Below are 26,012 nucleotides of genomic sequence, written 5' to 3' on the forward strand. Positions count from 1 at the left end.
GCGACTGGAGGGTCATCGGGCACCGCGGCACTTTTTTGGATCACAACTCTGGTCGATCACACCTTTTGTCGATCACACAGCTGCGATCACACAGCACTGGCTGGTGCTGAGCTGAGGCGGATGGACCGCGTCAGGACGCGAGGACCTCGTCGAGCAGGGCCTCGGCCTTGTCCTCGTTCGTGTTCTCCGCGAGGGCGAGCTCGCTCACCAGGATCTGCCGGGCCTTGGCGAGCATGCGCTTCTCACCGGCGGACAGTCCGCGCTCGCGCTCACGACGCCACAGGTCACGCACGACTTCCGCGACCTTGATGACATCGCCGGAGGCGAGCTTCTCCAGATTTGCCTTGTAACGACGCGACCAGTTCGTGGGCTCCTCGGCGTACGGCGCGCGCAGCACCTCGAAGACCCGGTCCAGCCCGTCCTGACCGACCACATCACGTACGCCGACGAACTCCGCATTGTCCGCTGGCACACGTACCGTCAGGTCACCCTGGGCGACCTTCAGCACCAAGTAGGTCTTGTCCACGCCTTTGATCTGACGAGTTTCGATAGCCTCGATCAGCGCGGCCCCGTGATGGGGATAGACCACGGTGTCGCCAACCTTGAACGTCATGTGACAGGTACCCCTTCCGTGGCTATCCAGGGTAACACGGAAACGGGCGGTTCTGAATGGCGTTTTCGCAGGTCAGGGCATATCTCAGGGCTTGACAACTCCAACAGGAACGTGCTGCGCGGGCCGAGCGGAAGCAGGTATTCGCAGGTCGGAGGGGCTCTGCGGGCGGGCCGAAACGTGCGCGTCACGCACCCCCGAGCCTGCCCACGAGTGACCTAACGTACACAAATGTCCGGTTCCATGTGTGCGACTTCCGCTACTCCGTTCGGCGTCCCCGAGTCGGGTCCCGGCCGATTCCGGAATTGATCACAACCCGGTCGGCGGTACGTCCGGTGATCAATTCCGGGGCGTCCGCACATTCCTTCACAAAAATGCCGCGAGCCGCCGAGCGGCCTCCTTATGTGAATGACGGACCAGCTCACGGGCAATGCCGCGCGCGGAGCACAAGTGGGTGAAGGGACGGGTGGTGGAAGGGGGACCTTCGGTGGCAGTTGGCCGCGCAGGGGAGGGTCGGGTGCGGCGGCGCGGGAACGGCTCGGTAACCTGAGGCCGCTGACAGACACTTAGGGCGGCTCCACGCGCCCGCCCCGTTCGAGTCAAGGAGTTGCCGCCGCCGTGAGCAGCAGCCTTCGACGCGGCGCCCTCGCCGCCGCCGCCCTCGCGTTCTCGATGACGTCGCTCGCCGCGTGCGCCGCCGGCAACAACGCGCAGACCCTGCAGATCAAGCCGGACAACGCGGCCACCAGCGTCGGTGCCATCAAGATCCAGAACGCCATCGTGGTGACCCAGCCCGAGCTGGAGTCCACCGGCCCCGCCGTCGTCTCCGCGACCCTGTTCAACTCCGGGGACACCGCCCAGACGCTGGACTCCGTCAAGGTGAAGGACTCCGGCGAGGAGGCCGAGCTCAAGCCCGCCAAGGGCGGCAGCCTGACCATCCCGGCCGGCGGCTCGCTCATCCTCGGCGGCAAGGACAACGCCGCCGCGGTGCTCCCCAAGGGCCGCGAGAGCATCCAGGACGGCAACGCCCAGGCGATCACCTTCACCTTCAGCAAGACCGGTGACGTGAGCCTGCGCGCCCTCGTCGTCCCGGCCGACGGCTACTTCGAGAGCTGGGGCCCGAGCGCGATCCCGTCCGCCCCGCAGGCGGGCGCCAAGCCGTCCGGCTCGGCCACCGGCACCCCGGCCGGCGGCGCCACGCCGAGCGGCGACGCCTCCGCGGACTCCACCGCGGGCGCCGGCGCGGGTACGGAGGAGACGGGCGACGCCGTGCTGCCCTCCGACAGCGCCTCCCAGTCGGCCGCCGGACAGTGACAGCGCCGTAGACACGCCGAAGGGCGGGATCCCGAGCGCGGGGTCCCGCCCTTCGGCGTGTCCGTACGGTCCGGACCGGTCTACGGCTCGAACTTGTAGCCGAGGCCGCGCACGGTCACCAGGTACCGGGGCGCGCCCGGGTCCGGCTCGATCTTGGCGCGCAGCCGCTTGACGTGGACGTCGAGGGTCTTGGTGTCCCCGACGTAGTCGGCGCCCCAGACCCGGTCGATGAGCTGCATCCGGGTGAGGACGCGCCCGGCGTTGCGCAGGAGCATCTCCAGCAGGTCGAACTCCTTCAGCGGGAGGTCGATCTTGGCGCCGGAGACCGTGACCACGTGCCGGTCGACGTCCATCCGGACGGGGCCCGCCTCCAGGGCGGCCGGGGTGACCTCCTCGGGCTCGCCGCGGCGGCGCAGGACGGCCCGGATACGGGCGACCAGCTCGCGCGAGGAGAACGGCTTGGTGACGTAGTCGTCGGCGCCTATCTCCAGGCCGACGACCTTGTCGATCTCGCTGTCCTTGGCGGTCACCATGATCACCGGGACGTTGGAGCGGCCGCGCAGCTGGCGGCAGACCTCCGTACCGGGCAGCCCCGGCAGCATCAGGTCGAGGAGGACGAGGTCGGCGCCGTTGCGCTCGAACTCGTCGAGTCCGTCGGGGCCGGTGGTCGCGACCGCGACCTCGAAGCCCTCCTTGCGGAGCATGTACGACAGGGCGTCGGAGAAGGACTCCTCGTCCTCGACGACGAGCACTCGGGTCACGGATGGACCTCCGGGGCGGAAAGCGTTTCGTACGCGGCTGACTCGGGGGTGGTGCGGGAATGCGTGGGGGCTGCGGGCCCGGCCTCGTCGTCGGGACCGGGTTGCTGCTGCGCGCGGTCGCGGGACGCGCCCGCCTCCGGCAGCCGCAGGGTGAAGGTGGAGCCCTGTCCCTCCGAGCTCCACACCGTGACCTCCCCGCCGTGCGAGGCGGCCACGTGCTTGACGATCGCCAGACCCAGGCCGGTGCCGCCGGTGGCACGGGAGCGGGCCGGGTCGACGCGGTAGAAGCGCTCGAAGACGCGCTCCTTGTCCTTGTCCGAGATGCCGATGCCCTGGTCGGTCACGGCGATCTCGATGTGGTCGCCGCCCGGCGCGGTGACCCGGCGTGCGGCGATGCCGACGCGGGTGCGGGCGGGCGAGTAGTTGACGGCGTTCTCCACGAGGTTGCCGAGCGCGGCGGCGAGCTGGCCGCGGTTGCCCCAGATCCTGAGGTCGGCGGCGCCTCCGGAGGCCATGGTGATCTGCTTCGTCCCGGCGGCGTGCCGGCAGCGGTCGATGGCCTCGGCGACGAGCTCGTCCACCCGGACGGGCTCGGCGTCCTCCAACGGGTCGTCGTTCTGCACCCGGGACAGGTCGATGAGCTCCTGCACCAGGTTGGTGAGCCGGGTCGCCTCGATCTGCATGCGCCCGGCGAAACGCTCGACGGCCTCCGGGTCGTCGGCGGCGTCCATGACGGCCTCGGAGAGCAGGGAGAGCGCGCCGACCGGCGTCTTCAGCTCATGGCTGACGTTGGCGACGAAGTCCCGGCGGACCGCCTCGATGCGACGGGCCTCGGTGAGGTCCTCGACCAGCAGCAGGACCAACCGGGAGCCGAGGGGCGCGACACGCGCGGACACGGCGAGGGCCTCGCCGCGTCCGGTGCCGCGCCGCGGCAGGTCCAGCTCGACCTGCCGTATCTCGCCGTCGCGCCGGGTGTCGCGGGCCATCTGCAGCATGGGCTCGACCGACAGCCGGCCGCCGCGGACCAGGCCGAGGGCGTACGCCGCCGAGCTGGCCTTGACCACGGCGTCCCCCTCGTCGAGGACGACGGCGGAGGAGCGCAGCACGGACAGGACCGTGTCCACGCCGGGCGGCAGGACCGGGTCGGTGTGCAGGGAGGTGCGGGTGGGGCGTTTCAGATCGCGTTCGCTCCAGCGGAACGCCAGCATGGCGATGACACCGGTGAGCACCCCGGCGATCGCAGCCGCTGCGGCGACCGCCGCGTTCACGTCCATGCGTCCAGGTTAGGCATGGCCCAGGTCATGCCCACAGCCGCCGGAGTGCGACCTCCGACACTCGTCGCCCAGAGTTCACCTGGGAGACGGGGCCGGTTCACCCGGGGTGGCGGAAACGGACGCGTACCGCCCGCATCGTGGGACCGTCGGGAGCGGTACGGCGGCTCCGCGGGCGGCTTTCGACGGACCGGGACGACGATCGTACGGATGGTTCTCCCGACCGTCGGATCGTCGGACCGTACTGCTGTCGGACCTTCTCACTGTCGTGCCGTCGGACGGTAGGGAGGTCGGACGGTACGGAGACCGGACGGTCGGGCTGTTCGACCGTAGTGCTGTCGGACCGTCTTCTCTCCCGACCGTACGGCTGTCGACGGTCCTACTGTCATAGGGCACGACCGTAGGACCGTCGGACACCCGGCAAAGCGGTTTTTCCGGTGAGACGACGGGCTGCCGGGCCCACCCCCGAGGCAGATGTGAGAGAGGGACCCTGATGCGGGACGCGTACCACGAGGAACTGGACTCGATCGGCGACGGACTGGTCGAGATGGCCCGGCTGGCCGGGTCGGCGATCGGGCGCGCCACGACGGCCATCCTCGACTCCGACCTGAAGCTGGCCGAGAGCGTCATCGAGGCGGACCAGAAGGTCGACGACCTCCAGCACGATCTGGAGGCCAGGGCCATCGCCCTGCTCGCCCGCCAGCAGCCGGTCGCGACGGACCTGCGGATCGTGGTGACGTCCCTGCGCATGTCGGCGGACCTGGAGCGGTCCGGCGACCTGGCCCAGCACGTGGCCAAGCTGACGCGGCTGCGCTACCCCGAGCGGGCGATCCCGCAGGACCTGCACGCCACCATCCTGGAGATGGGGCAGCTGGCGCAGCGCCTGATGGCGAAGGCGGCCGAGGTGATCGTCACCAAGGACGTGGACCTCGCGCTGCAGCTGGAGCAGGACGACGACGAGATGGACCTGTTGCACCGCACGCTCTTCCAGCACCTGATGGACGAGCGCTGGAAGCACGGCATCGAGACGGCGGTCGACGTGACGCTGCTCGGCCGCTACTACGAGCGGTACGCCGACCACGCGGTGGCGGTCGCCAAGCGGGTCGTCTACCTGGTCACCGGTGAGCACGCCGACGAGCTCCAGTCCGACGTCCAGCCCGAGATCCAGCCGGCCCCCGGGGCGGACGGGGCGTAGGTCGTGCCGGTGCGCGGGTCCGGGTGGGGCTCGCGGGGGCCGGCGCGGGCGCGTACGAGCCTCCGTGCGCCGTTGATGCGCCCAGCGGGGCGGGCATGCAATGGGCACAGGCACACAAGCCTCCCAGGAGGGACCGACCATGGCCGAATCCCCCGGCACGCCCGCCACTGAGTCCGACCCCACGCGCGAACGCCCGACCGAGCAGCCCGCCGACGTCCGGAGCCTCCCGCTGTTCGGGGCCTGCGGTTGCGGCTCGGGCTGCGGGTGCGGGTGCCAGTCCGGCAATCCGTGCCAGTGCGGGTGAGGACGTAGGCGCCGGTCAGGTGTCCACGGCACCCGGCAGCGCCTGCTCGGCCCAGATGACCTTGCCCTGCGAGGTGTACCGGGTGCCCCAGCGCTCGGTCGTCTGGGCGACCAGGAAGAGGCCGCGGCCGCCCTCGTCGGTCGACGCCGCGTACCGCAGATGGGGTGAGGTGCTGCTGGAGTCGGAGACCTCGCAGGTCAGCACGCGGTCGCGGATCAGCCGTACCCGGATGGGCTCGCCGCCGTAGCGGATGGCGTTGGTGACGAGCTCGCTCAGGACGAGTTCCGTGACGAAGTCCAGCTCGGCCAGGCCCCACTCCGCCAGCTGGGCGGAGACGGTCTCGCGCACGCCCGCCACGGCGGACGGGTCGGGCGGCACGTCCCAGGTGGCCACGTGGTCGGCCGGCAGCGCCTTCGTCCGGGCGATCAGCAGCGCCACGTCGTCCCTCGGTCCGGCCGGCAGCAGCGCGTCCACCACCGCGCGGCAGCTGTCCTCCGGCGACCGCTCGGGATGGCCGGTCAGGGCCTGGCGCAGCATCTCCTGGCCGACGTCGAGGTCGCGGGAGCGGTCCTCGATGAGGCCGTCGGTGTACAGGGCGAGCTGGGTGCCGTCGGCCAGGTCGAACTCCGCCGTCCGGAACGGCATCCCGCCGAGGCCGAGCGGCGGCCCGCCCGGCAGGTCCGGGTAGGTGACCTCGCCGTCGGGGGCGACCAGGGCGGGCGCCGGATGGCCGGCCCGCGCCATGGCGCAGCGGCGGGTGACGGGGTCGTAGATCGCGTACAGGCAGGTGGCGCCGACGACGGCGGCCCGGTCGGCGCAGGCCTCGTCCTGGTCGATGCGGCCGACGAGGTCGTCGAGGTGGCTGAGCAGTTCGTCGGGGGGCAGGTCGAGCGTCGAGAAGTTGTGCACGGCGGTGCGCAGCCGGCCCATGGTGGCGGCGGCGTGCAGACCGTGCCCGACGACGTCGCCGACGACCATCGCGACCCGGCTGCCCGGCAGCGGGATCACGTCGAACCAGTCGCCGCTCACCCCCGACTGCGCGGGTATGTAGCGGGAGCCGACGTCCAGCGCGCTCTGCTCGGGCAGTTCCCTCGGCAGCAGGCTGCGCTGGAGGGTGACCGCCATGGTGTGCTCGCGGGTGAAGCGGCGGGCGTTGTCGATGCTGACCGCGGCCCGCGCCACCAGTTCCTCGGCCAGTGACAGCTCCTCGCTGTCGAACGCCTCGTGCTCCTTGCCGCGGTAGAAGTTGACCAGGCCCAGGACGGCGCCGCGGGCCCGGATCGGCGCGGCGACGAGGGAGTGGATGCCGTAGTCGAGGATCTCCCGGGTGCGCTCCGGGTCCTGCGCCTGCCAGTCGGCGGCGGTCGCGAGGTCGGCGACCAGGACGGAACGGCCACTGCCGTAGCCGCGGGCCTGCGGGGTGGTGGGCAGGAAGTCGATGAGCCGGTCCACCTCGTAGAGCGGGTGGTCGTCGCGGATGCCGTGCGCGGCGACGCGCCGCATGTCCGTCGCCGTGAGCGTCGGCTCCTCCCCCTGCACCACGCCGTCGGCCAGGTCGACGGTGACGAAGTCGGCGAAGCGGGGGACGGCGATCCGGGCCAGTTCCTCGGCGGTGCCGATCACGTCGAGGGTGGTGCCGACACCGAGGCCCGCGTCGTACAGCAGCTTGAGGCGTTCCCGGGCGACCTCGGCGCGGCCGGAGACCGCCTGCAGTTCGGTGGTGTCGCGGAGGGTGACCACGGTGCCGCGCGGGCCGGCCCGGTCGGTGTGCCGCTGGTTGATGGCCAGCAGACGGTCGCCCGCGAAGTGCACCTCGTCGGTGGCCTCGCGGCCGGAGACGAGCAGCTCGACCGTCTCGGGATCAAGCCCGGACAGCTCCGCCACATGCCGGCCCTCCGCGTCCGGGGACAGCTCCAGCAGACGCCTGGCCTCGTCGTTGGCGAGCAGCAGCCGGCCGTCGTCGACGATCAGCACGCCCTCGCGCACCGAGTGCAGGACCGCGTCGTGGTGCTCGTAGATGCGGTTCATCTCGTCCGCGGCCATGGCGTGGGTCTGGCGCCGCAGCCGCCGGCTCACGAGGGCGGTGCCGCCCGCCGTCACGGCGAGCGCCCCGGCGCCGGCGCCCAGGATGATCGGGAGCTGGCGGTACGCCTCACCGGTCACGCTCTTGACCTTCAGCCCGGCCGAGACGAGGGCGATGACCTTGCCGTCGCCGTCCTCGATCGGGACCGTCGCCTGGACCTCCTTGCCGAGCGGCCCCTGCACGCTCTCCGTGTACACCTGGCCGGCGAGGGACGGCTCGATCGTGCCGACGAACCGCTTGCCGATGCGGTCGGGCAAGGGGTGCGTGTAGCGGATGCCGTTGGTGTCCATGACGACGATGAAGTCGACGCCGGCGGCGCCGCGCCCGGCCTCGGTGAGCGGCTGGAGCACCTTGGAGGGGCTCTCCGACCGCAGGGCGGCGAGGACGCCGGGCGCGTGCGCGAACGTCTGGGCCACGGCGACGGAACGGCGTTTCGCCTCGGTCTGGGTGTCGCGGCTCGACTGGAGGATCAGGGCGACGACGGCGCAGACCACGAGCAGCAGGACGAGCGCCACCTGGAGCACGAACACCTGACCGGCGACGCTCCGAGGGCTCCTGCCGACCAGCGAGCGCCATCCCCGCGTCCGCCGGTCGAATCGGTCCGACATGTCGCTATTTGTACCATCGGCGTTTTCTGCTGGCTACGGCGTGTCCACGCTAGGGACGGTGGGCCGGAGGGCGGATGGCGCTCGCACGGGGCGGCTGAGCAGGAGGAACAGGGCGGGGGCGGGTCCTCCGCCCTGCGACCGCACACCGCTTTCATCGGCGCGGGAGGACCCCCAGGAGCATCGAGGTGAAGGCGTCCCACAGGGCCTCGCGCAGCTCGATGTGCAGGACACCGAGGGCGGGCTCCTCGGCGTAGGCGGCGAGGACGCTGGGCGGCGGGGGGACGTACGACGACAGCGCGCCCGCCGTGGCGAGGCCCATCAGGCAGAACAGCTGGGCACCCTCGCCCAGTTCGGGCACATGGCGGCGCAGGAGCGCGGTCATCGCGTCGAGCCGGGCCAGGGAGGCACGCTTGTGCCGCTTGACGACCTCGACGGAGACGTTGCGCTCGAGGACGCCGCCCTGGGCGCCGAACAGGTCGCACAGCACCGTACGCTCCGCGAGCGACCGGCTCAGGATCTCCGCGAGCCGGGCCGCCCGGACCTCGGCGGTGGCGTGCGCGTCGATCCCCTCGGCCAGCTCGCCCTCCAGATCGGCGATCCAGAGGCCCAGGAAGTCGTCGAGGAGTTCGAGCAGGACGGCCTCGCGGGACTCGAAGTAGCGCAGGACGTTCGACTTGGCCAGGCCCACGCGCCGGCTGAGCTCGTTCAGGCTCAGCTCGGCCACCGGCATCTCGTCGAGCATCGCCGCCGCCGTGTCCAGGATCGCCCGGCGGCGGGCCTCTCGCTGCTCCTCGCTTCGCGCCCGCTGAAAAGTCACATCTCAGCCTAACTTACAGACCGCTGGTCTCTTGCTATCAGACCACCGGTCCCTTACGCTCTGACTCATAACAGACCGGCGGTTCTTTACGCGCCTACCGGTCGATGGCGAACCGAGGAGACGGCGATGACGACCGTGACCGACAAGTGGACCGAACAGAACATCCCCGACCAGGGCGGCCGGGTGGCGATCGTGACCGGCGCCAACACCGGGCTCGGCTTCGAGACCGCCCGGATGCTGGCGGAGCGCGGGGCGACGGTGGTCCTGGCCGTGCGGGACGTGGAGAAGGGGGCGCGGGCGGCGGCCCGTATCGCCGGTGACGTCACGGTCCAGGCGCTGGACCTCACCTCCCTGGCCTCCGTCCGGGCAGCGGCGGCGGACCTGCGCACCGCGCATCCACGCATCGACCTGCTGATCAACAACGCCGGCGTGATGTACACGCCGAAGCAGACCACCGCCGACGGCTTCGAGATGCAGTTCGGCACGAACCACCTGGGCCACTTCGCCCTCACCGGCCTGCTGCTCGACCGGCTCCTGCCGGTGCCCGGATCGCGTGTCGTCAACGTCAGCAGCGTCGGCCACCGCATCCGGGCCGCGATCCACTTCGAGGACCTGCAGTGGGAGCGGTCGTACAGCCGCGCCGGCGCCTACGGCCAGTCCAAGCTGGCCAACCTGCTGTTCACGTACGAACTGCAGCGCCGGCTCGCCCCGCACGGCACGACGATCGCGGCGGCGGCGCATCCCGGGGTGTCCAACACCGAGCTGCTGCGCAACATCCCGGCGCCGCTGCGGGTGCCGGTCAGCCGCCTCACCCCACTGCTGACGCAGAGCCCGGTCATGGGCGCCCTGCCCACCCTGCGCGCGGCCACCGACCCGGCCGTCACGGGCGGCCAGTACTACGGCCCCGGCGGGCGCGGCGAGATCCGGGGCTACCCGAAGCTGGTCACGTCCAGCCCCGCCTCACACGACGAGACGGTCATGCACCGTCTGTGGACGGTGTCGGAGGAACTGACGGGGGTGTCGTTCCCGGTGGGACGGGTGGCGACGGCGTCCTGAGCGGCGGGTGGTCCAGCACCTCGACGTACATGATCCGGCCGTCGACGACGTCGAGGTTCAGCATGCCGCGCGAGGGGAGAAGGGGCACGCACCGATGCCCGGGCCCGTACGGCTGCCCCGGCGGATGGGGCGCGGTCCGGAAACTCTGGCAGAAGTCGTCCCCGCGCCCGCAGTCCTCGACGATCCGCAGGTCCCGTGCGGAGAGGGCCAAGCCCCGTTCCCCTTCCTCCTCCAGGAGGCAGACGAGTTCGGCGAGGAGATCGGGATAGAGGTCACGGACGAGGGGGTGGTGCGGCTCCATGACGGGAGAGTAGCCGCCGGCCGGGACGGGCTCAGTATGGCGACCGCCTGGACGCGGCTTTCCGAGGGCGCGTTGGGCGCTGCGTCAGGTCGACCCAGGTGAACCAGGCGCAGAGCAGGCCCCCGACGCCGAGCATCGCACGCTGATCCTCCTCGATCTCGAACTCGTAGCGGCTGCGCGGTATCTCGACGTCGACGCGGGGAGAGAGAGTCACGTTGTTGGCGTAGTACCGGTCGCCCGACCTCCGCGGCGACTCCAGGACCCCTCCGCCGTCGAACAGCCCCAGAATCTGCGCGAACAGCGCCGCGGCGATCAGCAGCCCGCCCGTCAGCCGAACCCGGCGCGGGAGGTCCCGCCCGAGGAACGATCTCCCCCGCAAGCTCTTCTTGCTTTTCCTGTCCTCGATCAGAGGAGCCATGGCGCAGACACAGATCGCGAAGCACACCACGATCACCAACACCGGCCAGCCGTTGCCGTCGATCGGAGAAGGCCCGGGCAGCCACGTGACCGCGACGAACGACTCCAGGCCGACGCTCATCCCGAACAGCAGCCAGGTCCGAGCGGTGAAGATACGGCGCACGGCGTGGAGCTTGGCATATGCCAGGCCGCACGTCACTACTGCCGTATCGGGGCGAGGGCTTCACCCTCGCTTTTCAGCGCCGCAGCCTCTGTCGCGCCCAGAGGACTCCGATCACCGCGCCGAGGACTGCCATGTAAGCCGTAAGTGGACCGTCCTTCGCGATGACCCCCGGTAGGGACACCACCGCGACGATCAGGATCCCCCCACAACCGACGACCGCGAGATCGGCCGAATCCGGACGACTCCCCTCTTACCTGCGCATCCGGTTCCCCTCAACGGCGAGACTGTCAGTAGCTCAGCATCTGGCCCCAGGTATGGGCGCTGAACGTATGAAGGCCGACGTACATCCGTCAGTAGTCGGTGAGGTCCACGATCACATCGCAGTGCGGATCGTCGGAAGGCCGGTGAAGATGCTCGTTCGCCAGGAACGCCGGGGAAACCAGGGAGCCGAGCATGCCGGGCCCTGCATGGCTGGTCAGCACATCCACACCGTACGTGCGGTCGCGCTCGGGTGAACGGAAATAAAGGCGCATGCTGTCGTCGCCTGTGATGACCGCGCCGATGAACAGCGGCTTCCACGGCACATGAGTGGTGATGAGGGAGCGCGCGATATCGAGCAGACGACCCGCGGCCGTCTGCTCGATGCCTCGTTCGGGAGTATTCACATCTTGGCCCATGCCGGACACTTGTTCCCCGGTTGGTTGTGGCAGTACGCCGTGATGACGCCAATCTTCTGACCGCGACCGGCATCATAACGGCCGTCCGTGGTCTTGCGGGTGTACTGCACGACCACCGTGAACTTCACCTGCCGTGGTCTCGGAACGCCAGTCTCGAACACCACCCCGTCGTACTCCAAGTGTCCGTGGTGATCATTCCGGTCCACCCGGCCGTTGAGGGCCGCGTACAGGGTGGAGCATTTCTTGATGTTGTGGCGGCCGGTGAAGTGGTGCCAGCCCAGCTCCGAGTTCCCGTAGCGGGTGACGATGTGTCGGCCCTCAGGGTCGTCCGTCTGACACTTGACCCGGTGATCCCACGGGTGCGGCTGTACGGGCATCGGAGCAGCACTGGCTGTCCCCGACATCAATGAAGCGGCGAACGCTGTGACGGCAGTGAGCGTCATGATCTTCTTCACAGAGAAACCCCCTTGATCACGGCTGGATGGTCAGGTCAGCCGCAGATCAAGAGGGTCACCATGAAGGTCACGTTCCTCCGTGGCGCATTCCTATTCTCGGAATGTCTGATTTCCGATCAAGGAACGGGCGCCCGCAGAGTTAAGAGTGCGTTCGATCGGGTTGATCATCTTCCCGTTCGTGTTCGCCTCCAGTCCACCGGGTGGGCACAAGGTATGGCCTGGCCGCCGCGTTTCTCACCGGCGCAGGTCGGTCTCGTGCAGCGCAGCGAGGTTCTTCAGGTCGTTCGCGACCATGACCTGAGCGAGGCGCCCGCGACGGCGACGACCTCCGGCCACCAGGCCGGCCGCAGGTACTCCTCGTCCGTGCCGCCCGGTTGCCTGGACCGCTGCGTCGTTGAGGCGGACGCCCATTCCCGCATGAGGACGACCTCTTCCTCGGTTCTGAGACTGGCACCGAGGAAGCGCTCGGGTTCGTCGGCGTCACAGAAGTCATCGAAGAGCGCGTGGAAGACGTGGTCCAGGTTCTCGAACAGTGACGGGTCGAGCCAGACATCTCGCTGCCACGGTGGATCGGCCGGAGCCAGGACCGCGGGTACGACATGCACTCGATGGTTCGCTATGACGCGGGCGTCTGCGCTCATAGCGCCGAGCCTATAAACCGCGGGATGCAGGCAGACACTGCCTGACCGCCGGCTTGAGACGTCGAGCTCATACGACGCCAAGAGACGTCAGCCATCATTCGAAGGCACATACGCTCCCGTTCACCGTGGCAGGAGGGCCAGACGTCCGACGAGGAGTCCACCGAGTACTTCATGCTCGTGTGCTATGAGCCGACCACGAGGTGGTGCTCGTCGACTGCGGGTCCCGCGGTAGGGATGTGGTCTTGGCGGTGCGCGAGGTGACCGGGCAGAGCGCGTGGCACAGCCGGGTCCTGACGCGCCAAGCGCCCTTCACCGTTACTTGAGGGCCTATACAGGGCCCGGAGATACTTTTGCGGCCAAGAAGAGGAGCTCCCGCCCGAGCACTTCACCTCTGCCGAGCCGCGCTGCGAACACAGAGCAACAACAGATGCCTACGCCCCGGAGGCGACCGCGGACGTATCGCACAGGACCGACTTATCATGAACTGTCCGGGTCTGATCCACAGCGGTCCGTGGAATCCACCCATCAGTCCGCGCGCAGGTCAGAAGCATGTCGGGCGCTCACCCACAAGTGCGTACCGGACAAGAATGAGCCGCCCGGGACAGAATTGAGGCTGACCGCGCCCCCTCAGCCACCCCCGATCGCCCGCTCTCAGTGAGCCGAAGCCCGCTTTACCGCGGAGGGCAATTGCCACTGACGGAGCGCTTGCTTATTCCGGCGAGATTAGCATGTACATGTACCCATGGGCTTGTGATGTCCAGCACAGAGTCGGCGTCCTAGATATATCTAATGCCCCCACACGGGCAGCCCATATGCCACCAGATGCAGGACTTTTTTTGTAAACAGCCTTTAACAATGCGCGTAGAGTAGACGTTTACTGCAAATGGTCTAAACCGCCATTTCGAGTGTAACCCCAATCGACATTCGCCATATGTGTCCGTGACGTGCACTCTGATCCTTCCCAATGGGTCCCACAGAGGCAAGGACAAGATGAAAACCGGGCACAAAGTTGCACTTGGCGGCGCTGTCATCGTGGCCGTCGGAACGATCATCGCCCCGCAGCTCATCAGCGATGACGGCGACAAGAAGGAGCCGAACACGTCAACGTCAGTGGGCGGCGACATGGGCGGCAATGGCGACGGCCCCCGCTGCCAGGGAGCCAAGGTCAACTGTCCCCAGGGGAGCCAGCCGATTCCGGAGAACACCTACCGGACGGACAAGGCCCCGAGCGAGGTAGGCCCTTGGGCCTACAAGGTCGTCCGCACGGTGACCCAGGCCGGCGACGAGGGATTAATGGTACGGACCTGCAACGTCAGCGATTGCCCCGGACCGGACTCTGCGCGCCAGGTCGGACTCGTCCGCGTGCACCACACGGTCTGGGTTGAATGCTGGAAAGACTCCGGTTACGACGGCGGCGAAGGCCAGGGCATTACCAAGTGGTACAAAGTCAAGTGGCCGACTGAACAACCTCATTCGACTCCCGACCTCGAGAGTTCGAGGGAGGACAAATACACAGCCTGGATGTACAGCGGCTATATGGAGCCATCGGGACACAACGGGAAGATTCCCGAGTGTAGTAGCTAGCCTCGTTCGGCCAGCATGAACTGGGAGTGCGATTCCGCTCGGCCGATCAGGCTGGACCGAACACGAAAGGGAGGCCTGAGGTTTCCAGGCCTCCCTTTCCAAGGCAAACACCTCGGCATTACCACACGCTGCAACGGGCGTAAAGTTACTCAGCGTGACGTCAGCGGTTGCAACGACCGGGCGACAGTTCCGAGCTCTGTCAGTGGCGCCCCACTACGGTCCTCTTGGGCCAGGAGGCCTGGTGGGACGCAAGGAGCAGGCAGTGTGGGTCCGGTTGAGGTGTTACTTGCGCATACGGGGCGCTGTGTCTATGGCGACTACGCCGAGTCGCGGGTGATCGACCACGTCATCCCGCTCGCAGCCAACGAAGCAGACTCCCAGAGGAACCTGGTCCCGGCCTGCCAAGCGTGCAACCTTGGCAACAGTGACAAGGGGCTCACATGGATGCGTGAGCGACTCGACCTGCCTTCGATGAGGCAGAGGCCCCACCTTGAGACCCCACAATGGGCCCGGGCCGCGAAAACGCCCCCGAGTTGCACCATATGCGCAGCTCAGGGGCATGATCACAAAAGTTACTTCTTCTTGCCCTGGTTCTTGACCGCCTCGATCGCCGCCGCCGCGGCCTCCGGGTCGAGGTAGCGGCCGCCCGGGGTGACCGGCTTGAAGTCCGCGTCCAGGTCGTAGGCGAGCGGGATGCCCGTCGGGATGTTGAGGCCCGCGATGTCGGCGTCCGAGATGCCGTCCAGGTGCTTGACCAGGGCGCGCAGCGAGTTGCCGTGGGCCGCGACCAGGACCGTACGGCCGGTCAGCAGGTCGGGGACGATCGCGTCGAACCAGTACGGCAGCATGCGGACGACGACGTCCTTGAGGCACTCCGTGCGCGGGCGCAGCTCCGGCGGGAGGGTCGCGTAGCGCGGGTCGGAGAACTGGGAGAACTCGGCGTCGTCGGCGAGCGGGGGCGGCGGGGTGTCGTAGGAGCGGCGCCACAGCATGAACTGCTCCTCGCCGAACTCGGCGAGGGTCTGGGCCTTGTCCTTGCCCTGGAGGGCGCCGTAGTGGCGCTCGTTCAGGCGCCACGAGCGGTGGACCGGGATCCAGTGGCGGTCGGCCGCCTCCAGCGCCAGCTGGGCCGTGCGGATCGCGCGCTTCTGGAGCGACGTGTGGACCACGTCGGGCAGGAGTCCGGCGTCCTTCAGGAGCTCGCCACCGCGGACCGCCTCCTTCTCGCCCTTCTCGTTGAGGTTGACGTCCACCCAGCCGGTGAACAGGTTCTTCGCGTTCCACTCGCTCTCGCCGTGGCGGAGGAGGATCAGCTTGTACGGTGCGTCGGCCATGCCTCAGAGCGTAATCCACGGATTCGGGCCTCCGGCGGCCCCGCCCAGCAGGCGGACGGTTGACGGGATCTGTTAATCGAGTGGCTCTCGCCGACCCCGGTTTTGTAAGTTGCGGATGCCGTTCTGGCTACTTACATCCGCTGCCGGTGTCCGGCTCGTCCGTGGGGGGATCCCTGATGTCACTCGCCGCCGTCAGACGCGCCGCCAGGGAGACCGTCTCCGGGCTCCCCCGTGAGTTCTGGTGGCTGTGGACGAGCACGCTGGTGAACCGGCTCGGCGCCTTCGTCGCCACCTTCATGGCGCTGTACCTGACCCTGGAGCGCGGCCAGTCCGCCTCGTACGCCGGTCTGGTCGCCGCGCTGCACGGCCTCGGCGGGGTCGTCTCCTCCCTCGGCGGCGGTGTGATGGCCGACCGGCTCGGACGCCGGCCCACCCTGCTGATCGCGCAGTCCGCGACCGCCGTGTCGGTGGCGGTGCTCGGCTTCGTGCAGCACCCCGCGGCCATCGCCGCCGTCGCCTTCGCGGTGGGCGCCGCCTCGAACGCCTCCCGGCCGGCCGTGCAGGCGATGATGGCGGACATCGTGCGGCCCGAGGACCGGGTCAGGGCCTTCTCACTCAACTACTGGGCCATCAACCTGGGCTTCGCCGTCTCCTCCATGGCCGCCGGGTTCATCGCCGAGGTCAGCTACCGCGCCGGGTTCCTGCTGGAGGCCGGGATGACGGCCGTCTGCGCGGTCGTCGTCTTCATGAAGCTCCCCGAGTCGCGGCCCCAGAAGGCCGGCACCGCCAGGCCCGGCGAGGCGATCGGGCTCGGGACCGTGCTGCGCGACCGGCGCTTCATGACGGTCGTCGGGCTGTGCTTCCTCGTCGCCCTCGTCTTCCAGCAGGGCGCGGTCGGGCTGCCGATCGCCATGGGCGCGGCCGGCTTCTCCCCCGCCGACTACGGCCTCGCGATCGGCGTCAACGGCGTCCTGATCGTCGCGCTGCAGATCCCGGTCACCCGGTTCATCGAACGGCGGGACGCGGGCCGCATCCTCGTCGTGTCGTCCCTCGTGGCGGGCTACGGATTCGGGCTCACCGCGTTCGCCGGGTCGGTCGGCGTCTTCGCGCTGACGGTGTGCGTGTGGACGATCGGCGAGATGCTCAACGCGCCCACCCAGACGAGCCTCGTGGTCCGCCTGTCCCCGGCCCACGGGCGAGGCCGCTACCAGGGCGTGTACACGCTGTCCTGGTCGGTGGCGGCCCTCGTCGCGCCCCTGATGTCGGGCCTCGTCATCGACCACCTCGGCGCCGCCTGGCTGTGGGCGCTGTGCGCGGCCGTCGGCACGGTCGCGGCGGCCGGGTACGGCGTGCTGACGCGCCGGCTGCCCGCCGACGCGCCCGGCGCCACCGTCCCCGTGACCGCGTCCAAGCCCGAGACCAGCGCGGCCTGACCCCTCAAGAAGAGCGCTCAGGGGTGCATCCGGGCACCCTTGAGCACCTTGTCCACCGCGTTCTTCGGCCCGTAGACCGCGAGCCCCACCAGATCCAGCTCCGCCGTGCCCACGGCCCGTACCGCCGCCCGGTTGGCGCCGTCGTGGCCGGTGCCGAAGAGGTCGGAGGTGAACAGGGCGCGCGGCAGGGCGCGGGAGAGCGTGCGGGCGTGGGCGGCCGTCAGCGTCTCCTTGGTGCCCTCGAAGACCAGCACCGGCTGGCGGAACATCGGCAGGTAGGGGACGCCGTCCGCGTCCTCGTACGGCTCCCCGATGACCTCGGGCACCTGCGAGCCCAGGCCGCTGACCAGGAACGCGGTGACGTTCAGCCGCTGCCAGGTCTCCAGGTCCTCGCGCAGCAGCACGGCGATCTTGGTGTCGAAACGGACGGGGGCAGCGGCCGCCCCGTCGTGCACGGGTGCTTCAGCGTTCATACGGCGAGACTCGCCGACGCCGTACGGCCCGGTCTTGTACGTTCTTTGCATGGGCACCCGCGAGGACGTCACCGCGTGGCGTCCCCGCGTCCCGGGCGTCACCGAGGTCTTCCACGCCCACTTCACCGACTACGCGTACCCGATGCACGTCCACGAGGCGTGGACGCTGCTGATCGTGGACGACGGCGCCGTCCGCTACGACCTGGACCGGCACGAGCACGGCACCCCGCACGACACGGTGTCCCTGCTGCCGCCGCACGTCCCGCACAACGGCTCGCCCGCCACCCCGCACGGCTTCCGCAAACGCGTCCTGTACCTGGACGGCACCCGGCTCGGCGACGACCTGATCGGCCCGGCCGTGGACTCGCCGGATCTGCGCGACCCGGTGCTGCGGCGGCGCGTCGGACAGCTGCACGCGGTGCTCGCCCAGCCCGGTGACGAGCTGGAGGCCGACAGCCGGCTGGCCCTCATCGGCGACCGGCTGCGCGCCTGCCTGCTGCCGAGGACGGCGGCCCCTGCCGACCGGCGTGACCCGGTGCTGGCCCGCCGGCTGCGCGAGCTCCTCGACGAGCGGGTGGTGCCGGGCATCGCCCTGGACGAGGCGGCGGCGCTGGTGCAGGCGCATCCCACGCACCTCGTCCGGTCGTTCAGCGCCGCGTACGGGATCGCCCCGCACCAGTACCTGATGTCCCGCCGGGTCGGCCGCGCGCGCCGGCTGCTGCTGGAGGGCCGGGCGCCGGCCGAGGTGGCCGCCGCGACCGGCTTCTACGACCAGTCGCACCTCACCCGGCACTTCCGCCGGCTGGTGGGCGTCACCCCGGGCCGCTACCGCGGCAGCGCGCGCTGAGCGTCGTACAGATTGCGGGGCCGTACGACGTCCGTGGTGCCGTACAGCTCGAGGCGGGCGTGCAGGTCGCCGGTGAAGTCGGGCACGTCGATCTGGCCGAACTCGCTGACCTCGTTGAGCCCGACGGTCGCGGAGTACGGTGCGAGGCCGTCGAGGCGGACCATGCCGGCGCGGCCGTTGACGACCCGCACGTTCCAGTGGGTGAAGCGCGCCCCGAACAGCGGTCCGGCGCTCGCGTCGCCGCCGTGGCGGCCGTCGTTGACGACGGTGATGTCGGTGCGGACGTTGGCGAAGGGCAGTCCGCGATGGCTGTCGAAGGTGCCCATGCGCATGTCGCCGCGCGACCACACGTTGTGGGAGGACAGGCCCTCGACGTTGATGCCGTGCAGCTGGGTGTCGGCGGGGGCGGGCGTGGTGCGGGCCTCGATCGTGAAGTCCTCGACCAGGTTGTCGTGCGAGCCCTCGCGGCAGAAGTACGGGTGGTGCGTGCCGCGGCCCGCCACGCGCGTGTGCGTGAGCGTGCAGGCGGAGGCGGCCACCAGGCCGAAGCCGTTGTCGACGTGGCGGACCGTCACGTCGTGCACCCAGCAGTCGTAGGCGCACTGGAGGACGACACCGTTGTGGCCCTTGTCGAGCAGGTGCGGCTGCTGCGGGGTCTGGACCGCCTCCAGGGTGAGGCCCTCCACGCCCGCGCCGGTCAACTCCTCGACGTGCGTGGTCAGTCGGGGGTCCCACTCGGGGCGTACGTCGAGCGGCAGGGGGCGTTCCAGGGTGACCTCGCGGCCGCGGACCCGGGCGACGCGCACCGGCCACTCGTAGGGCACGTACGAGGTCAGCTTCGTCTTGTCGTCCCAGGTGTACGCCTCGGCGCCCGGTCCGCCGCCGCTCATGTGCTCGAGGAGCGTGTGCTCGGCGTCGTCGGCGAGGCGCAGCAGCACGAGGGCGCCGGCGCGCAGCGCGGACGGGTCGGCCACCCGTACCGTCCAGGAGCCTCGCCGGGCGGGGGCGACGGTGGTGAGGGTGCGCCACTCGTCGCGCCGGTTGCCGGTCCAGCCCTCGAACGGCCAGTCCCGCGCGCGGATGGCGTCGGTGAGGGACCGCCACCGCGCCTCGGGCGCCAGCCAGATCAGGCCGCCCGCCCACGACCAGGACGACTTGTCGCCGCCGTAGCGGGAGCCGTAGACGCCGATCAGCTCGGTGAGGTTCTTCGTGGCGAGGAGGGTCGTACGGCCGCTGCCGGCGCCGCGCAGGACGACGTTCGAGTGGCCGACGCGGATGACGTCGTCGACGCGCCAGGTGCCGGGCGGGATGGTGACCGTGCCACCGCCGGCCCGTCCGGCGGCGGCGATGGCACGGTTGATCGCGGGGGCGCAGTCGGTCGTGCCGTCCGGCACGGCGCCGAAGGCGCGGACGTCGGCGACGACGCGGTGGCGGTCCCCGCCGCGCCGGCCCGCCCGGCCGATGTACGGGATCTGCGGGTGGGTGAAGGGGGTGCGGGTGAACTCGTGCCAGAGTGCGGGGACTTGGGGGGTGCCGGGGGGCGGGGCGGCGGGGGTGGCCGCCCGGGCCGCCGGGCCGGCCGTCGCGGCGAGTGCCACGGCCGTGGCTCCGCCGAGCAGGGCCCGTCTGGTGAGATGCGTGTCGCCCATGTCCGTACGCCCTCCATGCCGCCTCGCATGCCGCTTCTCCTGCGGCACTTTCATGGATGTGAACGATGTTCAGAAGTGCGTCGGGTGTGAGCATGCCATGACACCCCTGCGACCGGAAGAGGGTGCGCAGGGGCGAGGCCATGTGCCAGGTGGGGCGGAGCTGCCGTCAGCCCTCGGACTTCTTGGTCAGGTGGCTGAACGCGTCCAGGTTGCGTGTGGACTCACCGCGCGCCACCCGCCACTCGTACTCCTTGCGGATCGCGGAGGCGAACCCGAGCTCCAGGAGGGTGTTGAAGGCGCCGTCGGCCGCCTCCAGGACCTGGCCGAGGAGGCGGTCGATCTCGTCCGGGGTGATCGAGGCGAGCGGGAGCCGGGCGGTGACGTACACGTCGCCGAGCCGGTCGACGGCGTAACTCACGCCGTACAGCTTGAGGTTGCGCTCCAGGAGCCAGCGGTGGACCCCGGGCTCGTTCTCGTCGGGGTGGCGGATGACGAAGGCGTTCAGCGAGAGGGAGTGGCGGCCGACTCTCAGGGAGACCGTCGTGGACAGCTTCCGTGTGCCGGGGAGCGTGACGACGTAGGTGCCCGGCTCGGGGCTCTCCCACTCCAGTTCGGCGTCCTTCAGTGCTCCCTCGACGACCTGGGCCGCCTTCTGTGCGTCAGCCATGGTGGGAGCGTACGCGACGGCGGTACGTCTGGGCCGCGGCCGTGTAGACCTCCGCCGTGGCGGCCGCCGCGGTGTCCCAGCCGAACGACTGGGCGTGCCGCGCCGCCGCCTCGCCCATCCGCGGGCACAGCTGCGGATCGTCGGCGAAGGCGCGCAGCACGTGCGCGTAGGCGGCCGGGTTGTGGCCCTCGACCAGGAAGCCCGTGCGGCCGTCGGCGACGGCCACCGGCAGCCCGCCCACGGCGGCCGCCAGCACGGGGGTGCCCGCCGCCTGCGCCTCGATGGCGACCAGCCCGAAGGACTCGCTGTACGACGGCATGACCAGCACGGACGCCGCCCGGAACCAGTCCGCGAGCTGCTCCTGCCCGACCGGCGGCCGGAACCGTACGACGTCGGCGATGCCGAGCCGGGCGGCGAGCTTCTGCAGCCCCTCCGGTTTGGCCATGCCGCTGCCGCTCGGGCCGCCGACGACCGGCACCAGGACGCGGGAGCGCAGCTCCGGGCGCTCGCCCAGCAGGACGGCGACCGCGCGCAGCAGGATGTCCGGCGCCTTCAGCGGCTGGATACGGCCCGCGAAGAGCGGGATCAGGGCGTCCTGCGGGAGGCCGAGGCGGGCGCGGGCGGCGGCCCGGCCGTCGGCCGGTGAGAAGCGGGAGAGGTTCACGCCGGGGTGGACGACGGCGACCTTGGCCGGGTCGGCGGCGTAGTGCCGTACGAGCTCGTCGGCCTCCTCCTCGGTGTTGGCGATGAGGCGGTCGGCGGCGTCGACGATCTGGGTCTCGCCGATGACGCGGGCGGCCGGTTCGGGGGTGTCGCCGTCGGCCAGGTTGGCGTTCTTGACCTTGGCCATGGTGTGCATGGCGTGCACCAGGGGGACGCCCCAACGCTGGGCGGCGAGCCAACCGACGTGCCCGGAGAGCCAGTAGTGCGAGTGGACCAGGTCGTAGTGGCCGGGGCGGTGACCGGCCCAGGCCTGCATGACGCCGTGGGTGAAGGCGCACAGCTGGGCGGGCAGGTCCTCCTTGTTGAGGCCCTCGTAGGGGCCGGCGTCGACGTGCCGGACGAGGACGCCGGGTGCCAGCTCGACGACCGGGGGGAGGTCCGCGGCGGTCGTCCGCGTGAAGATCTCGACCTCGATGTTGATCGCGGCCAGGCACTGCGCGAGCTCGACGATGTATACGTTCATGCCGCCGGCGTCGCCCGTTCCGGGCTGGTGCAGCGGCGAGGTGTGCACGGAGAGCATGGCGACCCGGCGGGGACGGCGGTGCAGCCTGAGCCTCGGCGGGGCCGCCGGGGAGCGACGCCCGAGCCTGCTGACGTACTGGCTCACGTGGCGTTCCTCCTTGGCCTGCGGGCATGCCGGACAGAGGGGTATGACGCCCTCCAAGGCGGTGCAACGCCGGAAGACGGGGTTCCCATTCCTGGCGGGGCGGTTTTTGCCGAGGCGTTACCGGATGTCGCTCAACCGTTCGACGCCGGGGCGCGTCACCGGGACCGGGTTCCCCGCGCGCGGGTCCTCATGCGGCGGCGGGTCGGGCCCGCCCGGGCCGTTGCGCCCGGACCTTTACCCTCGTATCCATGACAGCCCGCGCAGCCCACCGTCCCGTGGGATCGGTGACGCGCGGCACCACCAACCCCAACCGGCTGCGGCGCATGGACCGCTGGATCGCCCACGCCCACGGGGCCGAGCTGCGCCGGGCCGCCGCCCCCGTGGCCGTCGACCTCGGCTACGGCGCCGCCCCCTGGACCGCCGTGGAACTGCTCGGCCGGCTGCGGGCCGTCGCGCCCCGGGTGCGGGTCGTCGGCGTCGAGATCGAACCGGCCCGGGTCGCCGCAGCGAAGCCGTACGAGAGGGACGGGCTCGTCTTCCGGCACGGCGGCTTCGAGATCCCCCTCCCCCAGCGCCCGCATCTCGTCCGCGCGGCGAACGTGCTGCGCCAGTACGACGAGGGCCAGGTCACCGAGGTCTGGGAGCGGCTGTGCGCCCGGCTCGCCCCGGCCGATCCGGTGACCGGCTCACGGGGCGGGCTGCTGGTCGAGGGGACCTGTGACGAGATCGGGCGCCGGCACGTGTGGGTGGCGCTCGGCCCGGAGGGGCCGCGCACGGTCACGTTCGCGACCCGGCTGGGCTCCCTGGAACGGCCGTCGGACCTCGCCGAACGGCTCCCCAAAGCGCTGATCCACCGCAATGTCCCCGGCGAACCCGTGCACGCCTTCCTGCGCGACTTCGACCGCGCCTGGGCCGCCGCCGCGCCCTACGCCTCCTACGGGGCCCGCCAGCGCTGGATCCGGACCGTGCGTCAGCTGACGGCGGACTGGCCGGTGACGGACGGCCCGGCGCGCTGGCGTCAGGGCGAAGTCACCGTGGACTGGGCGGCGTTGGAACCCCGGAGCGGGGCGGTGTCGGCGCCCCGGAGCTGACCCCTCCGGTCACGGGAGGCGGCCCGGGTGCCCTCCCGCCCCGCTGACCTGCGGGGAACGATCTCCCTGAGTCGTTCGTCACAAAGGCGGGGTGATCGTCATGACCGGGAGGGGACGGGGGGAAACAGACCTCTGTCGCTTTGCGCGCCGACATGGCACGATCCCCCGGACGCCTTAAGTTACTGACGGGACATCAGTTTGGGGGCACAGGTATGGGCACGGGCAAGCGCGGCCTGATCACAGCGGCCGTGACCGTCGTCTGCGCGGTCACCGTCCTGGCAGCACCGGGCATGGCGTTCGCGGCGCCTTCCCCGACCCCCTCCCCCAGCGCCTCGGCCTCCGCGTCCGCCTCCCCCTCCGCCGACCCGGCTCCGGTGACCAACGAGGAACTCGAGGCCGTCCGCACGAAGCTGGAGAAGCTCTACCACGCCGCGTCCGTCGCCACCGACGAGTACAACGCCGCCGAGGAGGCCGCCGAGAAGCAGTCGGCCGAGATCGTCGAGCTGGCGAAGAAGATCGTCCAGGGCAAGGAGAAGCTCGCCGAGCTGAAGAAGCGCGCCGGCTCCGCGGCCGCCGCCCAGTACCGCTCCGGCGGACTGCCGGACGAGGCGCATCTGATGCTGAGCGACAACCCGCAGCACTTCCTCGACAACACCCGCCGGGTGCTCCAGGGTCAGCGCGCCACCAAGGGCCTGCTCGCCGAAATGACGCGCACCCAGCAGGACTTGGAGCAGTACGCGAAGGACGCCTCCGCGCAGTGGCGGCGGCTGGAGAAGGGCCGCAAGGCCAAGGCGGCCGCCCAGAAGAAGATCGAGAAGCAGATCAAGGCGGCCGAGGAGCTGGAGTCGCAGCTCGAGAAGGAGGAGCGGGAGCGCCTCGCCGAGCTGGAGGCGGCGGCGGCCCGCAAGGCGCAGACGGCCTGGCTGGACTCCGGCATCCTCGAGGACCTGAAGACGAAGGCGTCCGAGCGAGGCCGCAAGGCCGTCGCGTACGCCACCGAGCAGCTCGGCAAGCCGTACGAGTGGGGCGCCGAGGGCCCGAAGACGTACGACTGCTCGGGGCTGACCTCCCAGGCGTGGGCGAGCGCGGGACGCCCGATCCCCCGGACGTCCCAGGAGCAGTGGAAGCGGCTCAAGCACGTCCCGGTCGAGGAGATGCGCCCCGGCGACCTCATCATCTACAACGCCGACGCCAGCCATGTGGCGATGTACGTCGGTGACGGCTCGATCATCCACGCCCCGCGGCCCGGCCGTACGGTCACCGTGGCGGGCGCCGGTTCGATGCGGATCCTGGGTGTGGTCCGTCCCGATGCGTGAGGTTTCAGGGGGTCTTGTGACCCACCTGGCGCCCACCCCTGTGACGGACCTGTGGTGACCGGCACCACGTGACCCACTCCACGTCACATCCCCCACGTCTCCGTCACGGACGTGACGTTCGTCATCCCCGGGGCCCCGTCGGCCTGTCCAACTGCGGTAGCAAACGCGGCATATGACAGCGGCGAGGGTCCGCCGGACGTGCCCCGCGCCATTCCGCTGCGGCGCCGACACCCGCTATGGTCCCCGTCGGTGGATCGAGGACCCTCGGTCCACCTGCCCTCGGGGGGAGGGAAGGAACTCACGACAATGCCCGTACCCGTACCGCGGCAGAGAGCGATCCCGGCCGTGGAGACAGGTCAGGCGCAGGCCGCGTCCCCAGGCGGCGGCACGTTCACGGATGAGGCCCCGCGTAAGGAACAGACGGTCGAGAACACCCCGCACACCCATCTGACACTGCTGCTGATCGAGGACGATCCCGGCGGGTCGACGGTCGTGCCCGAGATGCTCGACTCGGCCGGCAGGCCCATCCGGGTGCGCACCGCCCGCAACCTCACCGAGGCCGCGCGGCTGCTCACCGACGACGTCCACTGCATCCTGCTGGACCTGGCGCTGCCCGCGCCCGGCCGGTCGGGTGAGGACGACGACGAGCTCGGCGTGCTCAAGCACGTCCTGGAGCTCGCGCCCCGGCACGCCGTGCTGGCCCTCACCGCCTCCGGTGACGCCGAGCGCGGCGCCGAGGCCGTGCGCGTCGGCGCGCAGGACTATCTGTTCCGGGACGAGCTGGACGCCCGGCTGCTGAGCCGGGCGATCCGCTACGCCGTGGAGAGGAAACGTTCCGACACGGCCGAGCGGCGGCTCGCCGAGGGACGGCTGCGGGCGCAGGAGAACCGGCGCCTGGAGCGCGGCCTGCTGCCGACGCCCCTGCTGGAGGGCTCCTCGCTGCGCTTCGCCGCCCGTTACCGCCCGGGCCGCTCGCGCGCCCTGCTCGGCGGCGACTTCTACGACGTCGTACGCACCGCCGACGGCACCGTGCACGCCATGATCGGCGATGTGTGCGGGCACGGCCCCGACGAGGCCGCGCTCGGCGTCGAGCTGCGGATCGCGTGGCGGGCGCTGACGCTGGCCGGGCTCTGCGGCGACCAGCTGCTGAACACGCTCCAGCAGGTGCTGGAGCACGAGCGGAGCGACGACGAGATCTTCGCGACGCTGTGCACGGTCGACATCGCGCCGGACGGGCGCCGCGCCGGGCTCTGCCTGGCCGGGCATCCGTCCCCGCTGCTGGCCGGCCCCGGCCGGGCGGCACGGCTGCTGCCGTACGACAACAACGGGCCCGCACTCGGGCTGGTGCCCGGCGCCCGCTGGCCGCGGATGCAGGTGGAGCTCGGGGCCGAGTGGAGCCTGATGCTCTACACCGACGGGCTGATCGAGGGCCGCGTCGGCGAGGGCCGCGAGCGGCTGGGGCAGGACGGCATGGTCGACATGGTCCGGCGGCAGCTGGACGAGGGACTGCGCGGCGAGGAACTGCTGAGGGCGGCCGTCAACGAGGTCCGGGACCTCAACGGCGGCGAGCTGACGGACGACGTGGCGGTGCTGCTGCTCGACCGGTCGGCGTGAG

General features: G+C 70.6%; 24 protein-coding genes. 10 read left to right on the forward strand and 14 right to left on the reverse strand.

Translation table 11 applies throughout. The features are described 5' to 3' along the window. Positions 1-130 precede the first annotated feature (130 nt). Positions 131-613: a CarD family transcriptional regulator gene (locus tag F8R89_RS16310; RefSeq protein ID WP_003953493.1), complete on the reverse strand. Its 483-nt coding sequence runs from the start codon at positions 611-613 to the stop codon at positions 131-133. 615 nt (positions 614-1,228) lie between these two features. Between F8R89_RS16310 and F8R89_RS16320 the strand changes: the two genes are divergently transcribed. Then, positions 1,229-1,924 (forward strand): DUF461 domain-containing protein, encoded by a 696-nt coding sequence (locus F8R89_RS16320; RefSeq protein ID WP_151784680.1) that lies wholly within the window; start codon positions 1,229-1,231, stop codon positions 1,922-1,924. Between the two features lie 80 nt (positions 1,925-2,004). Here F8R89_RS16320 and F8R89_RS16325 read toward each other — a convergent pair whose 3' ends face one another. After that, a complete protein-coding gene (locus F8R89_RS16325) occupies positions 2,005-2,685 on the reverse strand; it encodes a response regulator transcription factor (protein ID WP_062669081.1) in 681 nt (226 codons plus the stop codon). Next, positions 2,682-3,959, reverse strand: coding sequence for a sensor histidine kinase (locus tag F8R89_RS16330; RefSeq protein WP_151784681.1), 1,278 nt, complete (start codon positions 3,957-3,959; stop codon positions 2,682-2,684). Before F8R89_RS16330 ends, F8R89_RS16325 begins: the two co-directional genes overlap by 4 nt. Before the next feature lie 490 nt (positions 3,960-4,449). Here F8R89_RS16330 and phoU point away from each other — a divergent pair, with 490 nt between their 5' ends. Then, positions 4,450-5,151: a phosphate signaling complex protein PhoU gene (phoU, locus tag F8R89_RS16335; RefSeq protein ID WP_151784682.1), complete on the forward strand. Its 702-nt coding sequence runs from the start codon at positions 4,450-4,452 to the stop codon at positions 5,149-5,151. A 319-nt stretch (positions 5,152-5,470) separates the two neighbouring features. Here the strand turns inward: phoU and F8R89_RS16345 are convergent, their stop codons facing one another. Both F8R89_RS16345 and F8R89_RS16350 read right to left on the reverse strand, forming a co-directional pair. After that, positions 5,471-8,146, reverse strand: coding sequence for a SpoIIE family protein phosphatase (locus tag F8R89_RS16345; protein WP_151784684.1), 2,676 nt, complete (start codon positions 8,144-8,146; stop codon positions 5,471-5,473). A 151-nt stretch (positions 8,147-8,297) separates the two neighbouring features. Continuing rightward, positions 8,298-8,963 (reverse strand): TetR/AcrR family transcriptional regulator, encoded by a 666-nt coding sequence (locus F8R89_RS16350; protein WP_151784685.1) that lies wholly within the window; start codon positions 8,961-8,963, stop codon positions 8,298-8,300. A 126-nt stretch (positions 8,964-9,089) separates the two neighbouring features. On the opposite strand from F8R89_RS16350, the gene F8R89_RS16355 reads away from it, so the two are divergent. After that, entirely contained in the window at positions 9,090-10,019 is a 930-nt protein-coding gene (locus F8R89_RS16355) for an SDR family NAD(P)-dependent oxidoreductase (RefSeq protein WP_413251257.1), read from the forward strand. 332 nt (positions 10,020-10,351) lie between these two features. On the opposite strand, the gene F8R89_RS16365 is transcribed toward F8R89_RS16355, so the two are convergent. The 4 genes from F8R89_RS16365 to F8R89_RS16380 form a co-directional block, all read right to left on the reverse strand. Beyond that, entirely contained in the window at positions 10,352-10,900 is a 549-nt protein-coding gene (locus F8R89_RS16365; protein WP_151784686.1) for a hypothetical protein, read from the reverse strand. 350 nt (positions 10,901-11,250) lie between these two features. Continuing rightward, complete coding sequence (locus F8R89_RS16370) at positions 11,251-11,586, reverse strand: hypothetical protein (protein WP_151784687.1); 336 nt, start codon at positions 11,584-11,586, stop codon at positions 11,251-11,253. After that, complete coding sequence (locus F8R89_RS16375) at positions 11,562-12,032, reverse strand: hypothetical protein (protein ID WP_151784688.1); 471 nt, start codon at positions 12,030-12,032, stop codon at positions 11,562-11,564. The genes F8R89_RS16370 and F8R89_RS16375 overlap by 25 nt, the downstream gene beginning before the upstream one ends. Before the next feature lie 275 nt (positions 12,033-12,307). Further along, positions 12,308-12,673, reverse strand: coding sequence for an SCO4402 family protein (locus F8R89_RS16380; protein WP_225994407.1), 366 nt, complete (start codon positions 12,671-12,673; stop codon positions 12,308-12,310). Between the two features lie 990 nt (positions 12,674-13,663). Here F8R89_RS16380 and F8R89_RS16385 point away from each other — a divergent pair. Both F8R89_RS16385 and F8R89_RS37350 read left to right on the forward strand, forming a co-directional pair. Beyond that, positions 13,664-14,257, forward strand: a complete 594-nt coding sequence (locus tag F8R89_RS16385) for a hypothetical protein (protein ID WP_151784689.1) — start codon at positions 13,664-13,666, stop codon at positions 14,255-14,257. Positions 14,258-14,272: 15 nt separating this feature from the next. Next, entirely contained in the window at positions 14,273-14,896 is a 624-nt protein-coding gene (locus tag F8R89_RS37350; RefSeq protein WP_151784690.1) for an HNH endonuclease, read from the forward strand. Here the strand turns inward: F8R89_RS37350 and F8R89_RS16395 are convergent. Continuing rightward, a complete protein-coding gene (locus F8R89_RS16395) occupies positions 14,830-15,591 on the reverse strand; it encodes a phosphoglyceromutase (protein WP_151784691.1) in 762 nt (253 codons plus the stop codon). The genes F8R89_RS37350 and F8R89_RS16395 overlap by 67 nt on opposite strands. Before the next feature lie 176 nt (positions 15,592-15,767). On the opposite strand from F8R89_RS16395, the gene F8R89_RS16400 reads away from it, so the two are divergent. Further along, positions 15,768-17,024: an MDR family MFS transporter gene (locus tag F8R89_RS16400; RefSeq protein ID WP_151784692.1), complete on the forward strand. Its 1,257-nt coding sequence runs from the start codon at positions 15,768-15,770 to the stop codon at positions 17,022-17,024. A gap of 17 nt (positions 17,025-17,041) precedes the next feature. Here the strand turns inward: F8R89_RS16400 and F8R89_RS16405 are convergent, their stop codons facing one another. Next, the gene (locus tag F8R89_RS16405; RefSeq protein WP_151784693.1) at positions 17,042-17,497 is read right to left on the reverse strand and encodes a DUF2000 domain-containing protein; all 456 of its coding nucleotides are present in this window, start codon (positions 17,495-17,497) and stop codon (positions 17,042-17,044) included. 49 nt (positions 17,498-17,546) lie between these two features. Between F8R89_RS16405 and F8R89_RS16410 the strand changes: the two genes are divergently transcribed. Then, positions 17,547-18,344 (forward strand): helix-turn-helix transcriptional regulator, encoded by a 798-nt coding sequence (locus tag F8R89_RS16410; RefSeq protein ID WP_151784694.1) that lies wholly within the window; start codon positions 17,547-17,549, stop codon positions 18,342-18,344. Here the strand turns inward: F8R89_RS16410 and F8R89_RS16415 are convergent. From F8R89_RS16415 to mshA, 3 genes are all read right to left on the reverse strand, one after another. Further along, entirely contained in the window at positions 18,323-19,993 is a 1,671-nt protein-coding gene (locus tag F8R89_RS16415; protein WP_151784695.1) for a glycosyl hydrolase family 28-related protein, read from the reverse strand. The genes F8R89_RS16410 and F8R89_RS16415 overlap by 22 nt on opposite strands. Positions 19,994-20,159: 166 nt before the next feature. Further along, positions 20,160-20,660 (reverse strand): YbjN domain-containing protein, encoded by a 501-nt coding sequence (locus tag F8R89_RS16420; protein WP_151784696.1) that lies wholly within the window; start codon positions 20,658-20,660, stop codon positions 20,160-20,162. Further along, complete coding sequence (mshA, locus tag F8R89_RS16425) at positions 20,653-21,990, reverse strand: D-inositol-3-phosphate glycosyltransferase (protein ID WP_151784697.1); 1,338 nt, start codon at positions 21,988-21,990, stop codon at positions 20,653-20,655. Before mshA ends, F8R89_RS16420 begins: the two co-directional genes overlap by 8 nt. 248 nt (positions 21,991-22,238) lie before the next feature. Between mshA and F8R89_RS16430 the strand changes: the two genes are divergently transcribed. From F8R89_RS16430 to F8R89_RS16440, 3 genes are all read left to right on the forward strand, one after another. Next, on the forward strand, positions 22,239-23,081 hold the full coding sequence (locus tag F8R89_RS16430) for a class I SAM-dependent methyltransferase (protein ID WP_192806140.1): 843 nt from the start codon (positions 22,239-22,241) through the stop codon (positions 23,079-23,081). Between the two features lie 212 nt (positions 23,082-23,293). Further along, the gene (locus F8R89_RS16435) at positions 23,294-24,397 is read left to right on the forward strand and encodes a C40 family peptidase (RefSeq protein WP_151784698.1); all 1,104 of its coding nucleotides are present in this window, start codon (positions 23,294-23,296) and stop codon (positions 24,395-24,397) included. Positions 24,398-24,703: 306 nt separating this feature from the next. Then, positions 24,704-26,011 carry a PP2C family protein-serine/threonine phosphatase gene (locus F8R89_RS16440; protein ID WP_151784699.1) on the forward strand — a complete coding sequence of 436 codons (1,308 nt, stop codon included), beginning with the start codon at positions 24,704-24,706 and terminating at the stop codon, positions 26,009-26,011. The last annotated feature ends 1 nt before the right edge of the window (position 26,012 follow it).

This window comes from Streptomyces sp. SS1-1, assembly GCF_008973465.1.
Taxonomy (GTDB): domain Bacteria; phylum Actinomycetota; class Actinomycetes; order Streptomycetales; family Streptomycetaceae; genus Streptomyces.

What these genes read in the sequence shown, in the direction of transcription:
- F8R89_RS16310 (WP_003953493.1), bottom strand. Translation starts at nt 613, where the DNA reads ATGACGTTCAAGGTTGGCGACACCGTGGTCTATCCCCATCACGGGGCC.
- F8R89_RS16330 (WP_151784681.1), bottom strand. Translation starts at nt 3,959, where the DNA reads ATGGACGTGAACGCGGCGGTCGCCGCAGCGGCTGCGATCGCCGGGGTG.
- phoU (WP_151784682.1), top strand. Translation starts at nt 4,450, where the DNA reads ATGCGGGACGCGTACCACGAGGAACTGGACTCGATCGGCGACGGACTG.
- F8R89_RS16345 (WP_151784684.1), bottom strand. Translation starts at nt 8,146, where the DNA reads ATGTCGGACCGATTCGACCGGCGGACGCGGGGATGGCGCTCGCTGGTC.
- F8R89_RS16355 (WP_413251257.1), top strand. Translation starts at nt 9,090, where the DNA reads ATGACGACCGTGACCGACAAGTGGACCGAACAGAACATCCCCGACCAG.
- F8R89_RS16380 (WP_225994407.1), bottom strand. Translation starts at nt 12,673, where the DNA reads ATGAGCGCAGACGCCCGCGTCATAGCGAACCATCGAGTGCATGTCGTA.
- F8R89_RS16385 (WP_151784689.1), top strand. Translation starts at nt 13,664, where the DNA reads ATGAAAACCGGGCACAAAGTTGCACTTGGCGGCGCTGTCATCGTGGCC.
- F8R89_RS37350 (WP_151784690.1), top strand. Translation starts at nt 14,273, where the DNA reads ATGAACTGGGAGTGCGATTCCGCTCGGCCGATCAGGCTGGACCGAACA.
- F8R89_RS16395 (WP_151784691.1), bottom strand. Translation starts at nt 15,591, where the DNA reads ATGGCCGACGCACCGTACAAGCTGATCCTCCTCCGCCACGGCGAGAGC.
- F8R89_RS16400 (WP_151784692.1), top strand. Translation starts at nt 15,768, where the DNA reads ATGTCACTCGCCGCCGTCAGACGCGCCGCCAGGGAGACCGTCTCCGGG.
- F8R89_RS16405 (WP_151784693.1), bottom strand. Translation starts at nt 17,497, where the DNA reads ATGAACGCTGAAGCACCCGTGCACGACGGGGCGGCCGCTGCCCCCGTC.
- F8R89_RS16410 (WP_151784694.1), top strand. Translation starts at nt 17,547, where the DNA reads ATGGGCACCCGCGAGGACGTCACCGCGTGGCGTCCCCGCGTCCCGGGC.
- F8R89_RS16415 (WP_151784695.1), bottom strand. Translation starts at nt 19,993, where the DNA reads ATGGGCGACACGCATCTCACCAGACGGGCCCTGCTCGGCGGAGCCACG.
- F8R89_RS16420 (WP_151784696.1), bottom strand. Translation starts at nt 20,660, where the DNA reads ATGGCTGACGCACAGAAGGCGGCCCAGGTCGTCGAGGGAGCACTGAAG.
- F8R89_RS16430 (WP_192806140.1), top strand. Translation starts at nt 22,239, where the DNA reads ATGACAGCCCGCGCAGCCCACCGTCCCGTGGGATCGGTGACGCGCGGC.
- F8R89_RS16435 (WP_151784698.1), top strand. Translation starts at nt 23,294, where the DNA reads ATGGGCACGGGCAAGCGCGGCCTGATCACAGCGGCCGTGACCGTCGTC.
- F8R89_RS16440 (WP_151784699.1), top strand. Translation starts at nt 24,704, where the DNA reads ATGCCCGTACCCGTACCGCGGCAGAGAGCGATCCCGGCCGTGGAGACA.